9 protein-coding genes and 1 pseudogene are annotated in these 7,761 nt (G+C 70.4%); 7 read left to right on the plus strand and 3 right to left on the minus strand.

The window, feature by feature from the left end:
* Positions 1-6: 6 nt before the first annotated feature.
* Entirely contained in the window at positions 7-1,674 is a 1,668-nt protein-coding gene (locus tag ACXVGS_RS08615; RefSeq protein WP_458536842.1) for an alpha/beta fold hydrolase, read from the plus strand.
* 213 nt (positions 1,675-1,887) lie between these two features.
* Positions 1,888-2,718 (plus strand): COG4705 family protein, encoded by an 831-nt coding sequence (locus ACXVGS_RS08620; protein WP_458531411.1) that lies wholly within the window; start codon positions 1,888-1,890, stop codon positions 2,716-2,718.
* A gap of 162 nt (positions 2,719-2,880) precedes the next feature.
* On the opposite strand, the pseudogene mscL reads toward ACXVGS_RS08620, so the two are convergent.
* Positions 2,881-3,258 (minus strand): annotated as a pseudogene (mscL, locus tag ACXVGS_RS08625) (large conductance mechanosensitive channel protein MscL); the annotation flags it as partial.
* A gap of 110 nt (positions 3,259-3,368) precedes the next feature.
* Between mscL and ACXVGS_RS08630 the strand changes: the two are divergent.
* The 3 genes from ACXVGS_RS08630 (at position 3,369) to ACXVGS_RS08640 (ending at position 4,896) form a co-directional block, all read left to right on the plus strand.
* On the plus strand, positions 3,369-3,752 hold the full coding sequence (locus tag ACXVGS_RS08630; protein WP_458528860.1) for a hypothetical protein: 384 nt from the start codon (positions 3,369-3,371) through the stop codon (positions 3,750-3,752).
* A gap of 32 nt (positions 3,753-3,784) precedes the next feature.
* Entirely contained in the window at positions 3,785-4,102 is a 318-nt protein-coding gene (locus ACXVGS_RS08635) for a DUF4190 domain-containing protein (protein WP_458528859.1), read from the plus strand.
* Positions 4,103-4,272: 170 nt separating this feature from the next.
* Positions 4,273-4,896: a maleylpyruvate isomerase family mycothiol-dependent enzyme gene (locus ACXVGS_RS08640; RefSeq protein ID WP_458528858.1), complete on the plus strand. Its 624-nt coding sequence runs from the start codon at positions 4,273-4,275 to the stop codon at positions 4,894-4,896.
* A 98-nt stretch (positions 4,897-4,994) separates the two neighbouring features.
* Here ACXVGS_RS08640 and ACXVGS_RS08645 read toward each other — a convergent pair whose 3' ends face one another.
* Together ACXVGS_RS08645 and arr are read right to left on the minus strand one after the other, a co-directional pair.
* Positions 4,995-5,432 carry a VOC family protein gene (locus tag ACXVGS_RS08645; protein WP_458528857.1) on the minus strand — a complete coding sequence of 146 codons (438 nt, stop codon included), beginning with the start codon at positions 5,430-5,432 and terminating at the stop codon, positions 4,995-4,997.
* Positions 5,433-5,486: 54 nt separating this feature from the next.
* The gene (gene arr, locus ACXVGS_RS08650) at positions 5,487-6,440 is read right to left on the minus strand and encodes an NAD(+)--rifampin ADP-ribosyltransferase (protein ID WP_458528856.1); all 954 of its coding nucleotides are present in this window, start codon (positions 6,438-6,440) and stop codon (positions 5,487-5,489) included.
* A gap of 166 nt (positions 6,441-6,606) precedes the next feature.
* On the opposite strand from arr, the gene ACXVGS_RS08655 reads away from it, so the two are divergent.
* Both ACXVGS_RS08655 and ACXVGS_RS08660 read left to right on the plus strand, forming a co-directional pair.
* On the plus strand, positions 6,607-7,527 hold the full coding sequence (locus tag ACXVGS_RS08655) for an SPFH domain-containing protein (RefSeq protein ID WP_458528855.1): 921 nt from the start codon (positions 6,607-6,609) through the stop codon (positions 7,525-7,527).
* Positions 7,528-7,539: 12 nt separating this feature from the next.
* Positions 7,540-7,761, plus strand: a 222-nt coding sequence (locus ACXVGS_RS08660; protein ID WP_458536843.1) for a hypothetical protein, incomplete at its 3' end; no start/stop codon positions are given.

The following is a 7,761-nucleotide window of genomic DNA, read 5'->3' on the forward strand; positions in this document are numbered from 1 at the left end:
GCGACAATGGTCTCTGGAGGACCGCCAGTGCTGGTGCGCATATTGGGCGCAGTCGAGCTCGTCGGGAGCGGTGGAGTCACGGTCCCGCTTCCGGGGACGCGCCAATCTGCCCTCCTCGCGGCCCTCTCTGCACGCGCCGGCGAGGTGGTCAGCATCGACCGGCTGGTCACGTTGCTGTGGGGAGACGACCTGCCGGACAACCCGGAGGCGTCGCTGCACAGCGCGGTGTTCAAGCTGCGCCGCGCGCTCCGCACGGTGAGTGAGCGCGAGGTGCTCCTGACCCGGGATCGTGGTTACCAGCTCGCCTTGTCGCCCGGCGACCTCGACGCCGACCTGTTCGGCGAGCTCGTGAGCCGGGCCGCGGGGCAGCCGCCGGAGGAGGCGGCAGGCACCCTGGCGGAGGCCCTCGGACTGTGGCGGGGGCAGGCGTATGCCGGCTTCGCGGACACCGAGGTCGCCCAGCTCGAGGCGATCCGGCTGGAGGAGAGTCGCCGCACGGCCGTCGAGCGCCGGGCTGAGGCGTTGCTGGCCTGCGGCCGGGCCGCCGACGTGGTGCCCATGCTCGAGCCGTTCGTGGCAGAACACCCCCTGCGAGAGAGTGCGAGAGCGTCGCTGATGCGGGCACTCCACCAGACGGGGCGCACTGTGGAAGCACTGGGCCACTACCGGAGCCACCGCGACCACCTCGGCGAGGACCTCGGCCTCGAGCCGTCACGGGTCATGCAGTCGTTGCAGGTCGAGCTCTTGCAGGAGCCCCCCGATGCGGACGCGACAACGCAGATGGGGCAGGCCACCGCTGTCGTGACACGGCGCGGCCTCTGCGCTCTCCAGGTCCGTTACCTGCGCACCAGAGCCGGGGACGTCGTGGCCCATGGCAGCACGGGCACCGGACCGCCGCTCGTGGTGCTGCTCGGCTGGATCTCCAACCTGGACGTCATCGCGTCCGGCCGGGATCCTCGCTCGTCGTTGCTGGAGCGGCTCACCGACGACTTCGCGCTGACGCTGTACGACCGGGTGGGGACGGGCCTCTCCCCCGGGCCGGTCAGGGACTTCGGCCTGGCGGCGAGTGTGGCGGAGCTCGCCGACGTGGTACGCGCGGTGGGGCCCCCGGTCTCGCTCCTCGCCATGTCGGGTGCCGGTCCGATCGCGGTGTCCCTGGCCGCAGGACAGCCTGAGCTGGTCGCGTCGCTCGTGCTGTTCGGCACCTTCGCCGACGGCCCGGGGACCTTCACCGACAAGCAGCTCCGCGACATGGTCGTGCAGATCACGCGGACCCACTGGAGCATGGGCTCGAAGCTTCTCGCCGACCTGTATCGGCCGGGGGCCAGCGACGAAGCCGCCTGGCACCTGTCAGAGGTGTTCAGGGAGTCGGCCCGACCCGACGTGGCGGCTGACTACCTGGCCTCGCTGTACGAGCACAACGTCGTGGACAGGTTGCCCACCGTCACGGCGCCGGCACTCGTCCTGCACTACCGGGGCGACCGACTGATCCCCTTCCGGGGTGCGCAACAGCTCGTCGCGGGCCTCCGTAACGCCAGGCTCGTGGTGCTCGAGGGGCGGGTCCACCTGCCCGACGCCAACGACCTCGACCAGATCCAGAAGAACATCGTCGAGCACGTCCGCGGGGCACTTCGCACTCAGCCGGGTCGAGCCCGGCTGAGCAGGTCGCCCTGATCGGAATCGGCTTGATTCACAGGCACGTGGGGGCCCCAGCGTCCTTTCGCGCCGGGGGTCCTGCCGTCGATGGCGCTGGCAGAAGGGCCCGAACCCCACGGGCCGCGCCCTGTGTGACGTTGATCGCACGGTGCCCGCCCATCGGCGCGGACGAGCACGAGGTGCCCACCGCTCATTCAGGTTCGTTCAGGTTGGGTCAGGAGTCTGCGCGCCATGACCGACGCAATCGATGCCCGAACCCGCCGACGGCAGATGCTCAACAAGGTTCCCGAGGTAACCATCTACTTCTGGATCATCAAGGTCCTCTGCACGACCGTGGGCGAGAGCTTCGCCGACTACATCAACGAGACCCTGGGCTTCGGCCTGACCAACACCACGGTGGTGTTCTCGGCCGCCCTGGTCGTCTTGCTGCTGGTCCAGTTCCGGCTGCGGCGTTACGTGCCAGCGATCTACTGGCTCAACGTCGTGCTCATCAGCGTGGTGGGCACCCTGCTGACGGACAACCTCACCGACGGCCAGAACGTCCCGCTGTGGATCAGCACCACCGTCTTCGGCGTCCTGCTCGCCGTGGTGTTCGGCATCTGGTACGCCCGCGAGGGAACCCTGTCGATCCACAGCATCGTCACCACGCCGCGCGAGGCGTTCTACTGGCTCACCGTCCTGGTGACCTTCGCCCTCGGCACCGCCGCCGGCGACTGGACCCTGGACCTCACCGGCTGGGGCCCCGGGGCCTCCGTGCTGCTGCCGCTGGCCCTGATCGCGGCCGTATTCATCGCGTGGCGACTGGGCGCCGGCGCCGTCCTGTCCTTCTGGCTCGCCTACATCCTCACCCGGCCTCTGGGCGCCAACATCGGCGACTTCCTCGGGTCGGACCGCTCCGAGGGTGGCCTCGGCCTGGGGACTCTCTGGACCAGCGTGCTCTTCCTTGGCACGATCCTGCTGGTGGTGGTCTACCTGTCGGTCACGCACAAGGACCGGATCGAGGACGGCCCCGCCGCAGTGACCAGGGAGCGCCAGGGTGTCCTGGAGGGCAACCGCCGGTAACCCCTCTGGGGTGGCCGCGATGGCCCCGGGCGTGGTCACCACCTGCCGCAGGTGGTGACCGCGCCACCGCACCCTGGATCGAGCTGCCTCCGCCCCGGCCCCCTGGACGAGCTCGGCGGTGCAGAACGCGCACCGACTGGCGCCGATGTGGATGGACGACAGGCATTGAGGGCAGACCTGCGTGGCCGCCGGCTCCTCGGCGGACGGCTTGTATCGCGCCATGAGCTTGTTGACGGGGATGACGACGAAGAAGTAGATCGCCGCGGCGATCAGCAGGAACGCCAGGACGGCGTTGATGAAGTCCCCGTAGAGGAAACGACTGCCGTTAACGGTGAAGTACAGCCCGGAGAAGTTGGGCGTGCCGCCGGGCGCCCCGATGATCGGCGTGATCCGGTCCTTGACGAGAGCGGTGACCAGCGCCCCGAATGCCGCGCCGATAACGATGCCGACGGCAAAGTCGACCACGTTGCCCCGGCCGGGCGCCGCCCAGGTGTCGCCCTCCCGCACCTCGCGCGCGGGCGGGCTGCCGTGATGCTTCACTCTCGGCTGTGGACACTCCCGAACTCGCCGCTCTGGTGCCCGACCTCATGACGCGGCACCCGGGTTGTGAGTGGACCCTTCTCTCGGGGCGGGTCCTGGGAGAGGACCTCGTGATCGAGCTGCACCCTCGGGCGGGGCCCGAGCGGGTCGCCACTGTCCAGATCAACTCCGCGGCGGAGGTCTTCAGCTTCGCGTTCGCGGGCCACGTGGGCCACGACTTCGCTTATGAGGACGTGGACCGGCCCGAAGCCCTGCGAGAGCGAATCGACCTCGCGGTCGACGCCGCCAGCGGACCGACACGAGTCATCCGTCGACGCCGTGGCGGCATGACGCTGGAAAGCACTCTGGTGCTGGATCCCGATGGGCCACACCCACACCGGGACACGGTCAGCTACCCCGTGCGACGCCTCAGGTCGCGCGTGCGAGGGGGCCGCACCACACGAGAGGTGGAGGACTTCCCCGGGTTGCCGGACTCACCCGCCCTGCGAGAGTGATCCCTACCGAAGCCACCTTGGAGGTGCGACCCATGAGCCAGCCCCCGGACTACCCACCACCGCCGCCGGCACCCCCGGCCCAGGCGTACGGTCGTCCGCCGGAGAACGGTCTTGGCCTGGCCGCGATGATCGTCGGCATCGCCAGCTTCTTCGTCCTGGCCCCGCTGAGCTCGACGGGCGCGATAATCCTCGGCGTCATCGGCCTTCGCAAGGTCCGGACCGGCCAGGCGACGAACCGCGGCCAGGCGCTCACCGGGGTGATCTGCGGCGCGGTCAGCCTGGTGCTGGGCCTGGTCGTCATCATCTACGTCGTTGCCGTCCTGTCGCACGGCGTCAACACGTCCCCCTAGACCGCACCTCGGGTCACGCGCGGCAGAACCCGGCGATGCCCATCGGGACCTCAGGGGACGCCTCGCTGTGATGCAGGATTCCCGCCAAAGCAGGGCCAGGTCCCGCCACATTCGACGCCTCATGCGTGAACCGGAGTCCTCGCGCCAACGGGCGCTGCAAGATCCGGGTCATGACCAACATCCACTCCCGGCTCCTGCTCGCCGAGCGGGACAGCCTGCTCCCGCTGCTGCGGCGGACCCCCGAGGCGGCCTTCGACCTGCCCACCGTGTGCACGCAATGGTCGGTGCGCGACGTGATCGCGCACTGCGCCTCCGCCCTCATCCGGGTGGTGACCGGCACCGAGCACAGCTTCAGCCCGGCGGACAACCAGGGCGATGTCGACGAGCGCAAGGGCTGGCCGCTGTCGGAGCTCCTCGGCGAGCTGGAGCGCGCCTACGCCCTCGCCGCGGCCGCACCCTCGGTGGCTCGCATCGCGTTCGGGGAGTGGGTGCACGGCGGCGACATCCGAGAGGCCCTCGGAGAACCCGACGCCTACGCGAGCCCCGGGGTCGAAGACGCCCTGGTCATCCTGTCGGGGTACACCGCACGACTGGGCCTCCCGCCGACCGACGCGCATCTGAGTGACAGGCCCGAGCTGGGCGTGCTGCGGCTCGGTGACCCGGACGCCCGCGCGCTCGGGCAGCTGCGCACCTCGACCGCCGGCGTGTTCCGCGTGACGGCCCACCGGCGCCCAGAGCTCGCCGTCGACGAGCTCGTGGGCGTCACCCTCGAGGACCTGCGCGTCTTCTCCTGACGAGGGAAGAGCGCAGCTGGGCCGCACGCCGAGCCGCAGCCGGGCTGGGAGGCCGGCACCGGCATACCGGAGCTGCAGCGAGCTGGCAGCGACCCGGGTCAGCCCATCCGCTCGGCCAGCGAGACGACGATCCCCTCCGGCCCCCGCACGTACGCCATGCGCCAGATGTCCTCGTGCTGACCGATACCGCCGACCAGCCCGTAGCCGTCCTCGGCCAGAAGGTCGACGGTCGCCTGGAGGTCGTCGACCTCGAAGCAGACGTTGCGCAGACCCAGCTCGTTGGCCATCGCGCTGGGCGACCCGGGCTCGTGGTCGGGCCGGACAAAGCTCGAGAGCTCGATCGCGGTCCCTCCGCCGGGTGGCCGCAGCATGACGATCTGCGTTCGCGAGTCCGGGATGCCGATCACCGTGTCGATGAACTCGCCCTCCACGAACATGCTGCCCTCGACCTCGAGACCCAGGCCGACGAAGAACGCCGTGACCGACTCGAGGTCGGCGACAGTGATCCCGACGTGGTCGAACCTGACGCGTGCCATGACTGCCATCCTCACGTGCTCGTCTCGTCTGTGGTCCGGGGCCGAAGCCGGCCGTCAGTCGTCCATCGCCTCGATCCCGAGCTCGGCCAGCTCGGCCATCCGCTGGCGCATGTGCGCGATCAGCTCCGGCGCAGGTCGCTCCCAGCCGGTGATCTCCTCCATGACCCGCAGTGGCTCGGTCGTTCGGTAGGACCGGGTCGGGTTCCCGGGGAAGCGCTTGTCGGTCACGTTCGGGTCGTCCTCGATCGTGCCGAGTGGCTCGACCCGGTATACCCGCCCGGGCCCATCGCCGCGGGCGAGCTCGGCGGCCAGTGGCGCGCCCTCGCGCGTGGCCGTCAGGTAGATGTGCCTGGCCTGACGCCCCGAGCCGTAGTTCGAACGCCAGCCCGGCGTGAGCAGGTCACCCGGACGCAGGTCGGCTCTGGTCCCGTGGAAGAACGGCCCTGGGTCGTCGACCATGCGCGGCGTCGGACGTGGATCCCGCAGCAGGCTGTCGAGCCGTGCCATGAGGACCGCGACCCGGGTGCGCCCCTTCGGCGCCCGCGGATAGCGGGTCAGCACGTCCAGGACGACCGGCGTGACCCGCTTGGCGGCGGCGGTGACCACGTACTCCGCGACCACCGGGTCATCGCCCCGTGCCAGCTCGGCCGCCCGGGCGGCGTTGGCGGCCGCCCCCAGGATGTGGCGCACCTGCGTCGCCTTCGCCAGTGGATGGAGGTATGCCGCCGCCGCGGCTTCTCCTGCAGCGCTCGCTGCGTGCCGGGCAGCTTCGGTCGTCGCGTCCGTGGCTGCGCGGTGGGCGTCGACCGCGGCGGTCCGCTGGAGGCGTGAACGGGGGGCACCCTCGGCGAAGACGCGCGCGGCCTCGAGGGCGGCCGCAGGGCGAGGGTCGTCGGGACGGTCCTTCTGGAAGACCACAAGGGCAGGTTCGGCGCACGCCACGGCGTACCCCGCAACCGCCCGCAGCTCGTCCAGCGTCAACTCGAAGTCACCCGAGTGTGTCTGCATCTCCTGGAGTTTCGCACAACGCGCCGGCCGGCGTCCGGACACCCGACCGCCCCGAGCGGGTGACCGGCGTGGCGTTCGGTGTGGCGTTCGGTGTGGCCGGCGGAGGGTCTTGGCAAGCGGGTCGGACAGTGCTATCCCGGTGATATCACTTTTCAAGGAGGCTCTCATGAGTGACACCGAGCAGCCGATCCCCACACCGGCCCCGCGCGCGGAGCCCGTCGGGCACCAGGGGGCCCGGGTCGACGTCACGCAGCGACCTGCCCTCGCGATCACCGGCTGGGCCGGCATCGTGGTGCTGATCGCGCTGGGTTGGTGGTCCTACTCCGCGGTGAAGGCGTCGTCCGCCTGGACCTGGCTGCCGATCCTGCTGTTCGTGTTGGTCGCCACCTCGCTCGTGGTGGTGCCGCCCGGTCAGAGCTACGTGATCCAGTTCTTCGGCACCTACGTCGGCACCGTCCGCAAGCCCGGCTTCTGGTGGGTGCTGCCGCTGACCATTCGACGCCGGGTCAGCATCCGGGTCCGCAACTTCGAGACCAACAGGCTGAAGGTCAACGACTCCGACGGAAACCCCGTCGACATCGCTGCGATCGTGGTCTGGCAGGTCGCCGACACAGCGCGGTCGACGTACGCCGTCGACAGCTACGAGAACTTCGTCTCCGTGCAGTCGGAGTCCGCGCTGCGCCACGTCGCCAACACCCACCCCTACGACAATGCGGAGGAGGCCGGCGCCTCGCTGCGCGGCGCGACCGATGTGGTCGCCGCGGAGCTCGCCCACGAGGTGGCCGAGCGGGTCTCCATCGCCGGGGTGGAGATCGTCGAGGTCCGGATCTCCCACCTTGCCTACGCCCAGGAGATCGCCCAGGCCATGCTGCGCCGCCAGCAGGCCAACGCCGTGGTCGCCGCCCGCAGCCGGATCGTCGAGGGCGCCGTCGGCATGGTGGAGATGGCCCTCAACCGGCTCAGCGAAGGCCAGGTCGTCGAGCTCGACGAGGAACGAAAGGCGAGCATGGTCAGCAACCTGATGGTCGTTCTGTGCGGTGACCAGCCGCCGTCGCCGGTCGTCAACACCGGCTCGCTCTACAGCTGAGGGGGCGAGCCCTTGAGCGAACGACGGCAGGTGCTGCTGCGGGTCGATCCGGCGGTCCACGACGCCCTGATCCGGTGGGCCGACGACGAGTTCCGCAGCGTCAACGCCCACATCGAGATGTTGCTCCGCCGCGCCCTCACCGAGGCCGGCCGGATGCCGAGCAAGGCCGGCCCCATCCGAAAGCGTGGCCGGCCACGCACCCGCGACGCCTGCGCGGCCACGGCCGTGGACGCC

This window comes from Oryzihumus sp. (assembly GCF_054325275.1).